Source organism: Streptomyces spongiae, assembly GCF_009377185.1.
Classification (GTDB): domain Bacteria; phylum Actinomycetota; class Actinomycetes; order Streptomycetales; family Streptomycetaceae; genus Streptomyces; species Streptomyces spongiae.
Map to the genome: position 1 here is coordinate 1 of NZ_VJZC01001021.1, position 1,655 is coordinate 1,655.

Consider the following 1,655-nt stretch of genomic DNA (forward strand, 5'->3'; position numbering starts at 1 on the left):
GTCTTGCTGCTGCCGGCCGTCCGGCCCCGGCCCCCATCCCCCGACTGGGAGGTTTCCCCGGTTGCGTCCGGGGAAGTGGTGTACGGGTGCGACCTGTTCCGGGGGTTTGCTCCGGCATCGGGATGGTGCCCGCATAGATGAACGGCCACCGGCTGATCTTCGAAGTGTCGAAGCCTCGAAGGCGATCAGCACGATGACCGCACCTGACAGTGTGCCCCTGCACGCCCTCGCCGAGACAACCCCGTTGGGGGGAGTCCCGATCTGCTGCGCGCGATGGTCAAAACGTTCGCCGACGCGCTCATGTCCGCGGAGGCCGACGCCCTCTGCAACGCTGAATACGGGCAGGTCAGAGACGAACGCGTCAACCACGCCGGCGGGCCGAACAGGCCCTGATCTCGGTGGTCGCCACCGCCTACCTGCTCGGCGTGTCCACGCGCAGAGTCGAGAAACTCGCCGAGTCCCTCGGCGTCACCCAGCTGTCGAAGTCCCAGGTCAGCGCGATGGCGAAGCATCTGGACGAACAAGTCTCAGCCTTCCGCAACCGCCCTCTGGACCACGGGCCTTACGCGTTCGTCTGGGTGGCGCGCTCACCCAGAAGGTCCGCGAGGGCGGCCGCATCATCAACGTCCACGCGCTGATCGCGGTCGGAGTCAACGCCGACGGACACCGCGAGATCTCGGCATCGACGTCGCGACCGCCGAGGACGGCGCGGGGCTGGCTCGCCTTCCTGCGCTCCCTGACCGCCCGCGGCCTGTCCGGCGTCCAGCTGGTTGTCTCCGACGCCCACGCCGGCCTGGTCAACGCGATCGGTGCCACTCTGCCAGGCGCTTCGTGGCAGCGCTGTCGCACCCACTACGCCCGCGCGTTGCTGAGCCAGGTTCCCAAGTCAGCCCAGCCGTGGGTGGCCACGCTGCTGCGAACCGTCTTCGAACAACCCGACTCTGAGGCGGTGAAAGCCCAGCTGCGTCACGTTCTGGATGCGCTGGAGGCCAAGTTCCCCAAGGCCGCAGCCCACTTGGACACCGCTCAGCACGATCTTCTGGCGTTCACCGCGTTCCCACGCGAGATCTGGCGGCAGATTTGGTCCCACAACCCGCAGGAACGGCTGAACAAGGAGATCAGGCGTCGCACCGATGTGGTCGGGATCTTCCCCGACCGCACCGCCCTGATCCGCCTTGTCTGCGCGGTGCTGTGCGAGCAGAACGACGAATGGACCGAGTCCCGCCGCTACATGGGACTCGACCTGCTGGCCAAGGCCCGCCTCCACCCGATCGAGTCAGAAACCGACGAACCCGCACTGCCCACCGAGCTCACCGCATAGCCTCAAAAACGAGATCACCGAGTGGCCGTCAATACACGGCTTGGCTTTCAGAGGGGAGGGCCCATGAGGCCCGCCTAATAACCCAGCCGTCGGTCTTTCGTGATCTGCCTGACCCTGTAGGCGTTCCGGCATGGCCTGCCTCTCTCGTGGTCTCGCGTGGAGCCCCGGCCGTAGTGCCGGGGCGCGTGAGGGAGAGTGCGTGAACAGGCCGATATGCCAGGCGCCATTCTAGGAGCTGCATGCACCAGTTCACCTACACCCGCGGCCCCGAGCAGCAGTGGCAGATCATCGCCCTCTGACACCCCCGACAACAGCCGGCGCCTTCACCGACAAC

At 66.6% G+C, this 1,655-nt stretch carries 1 pseudogene; it reads left to right on the forward strand.

Features of this window, described 5'->3' with window-relative positions:
* Window positions 1-193: 193 nt before the first annotated feature.
* Window positions 194-1,321: pseudogene (locus FNH08_RS49760) on the forward strand (IS256 family transposase).
* Window positions 1,322-1,655: the final 334 nt, after the last annotated feature.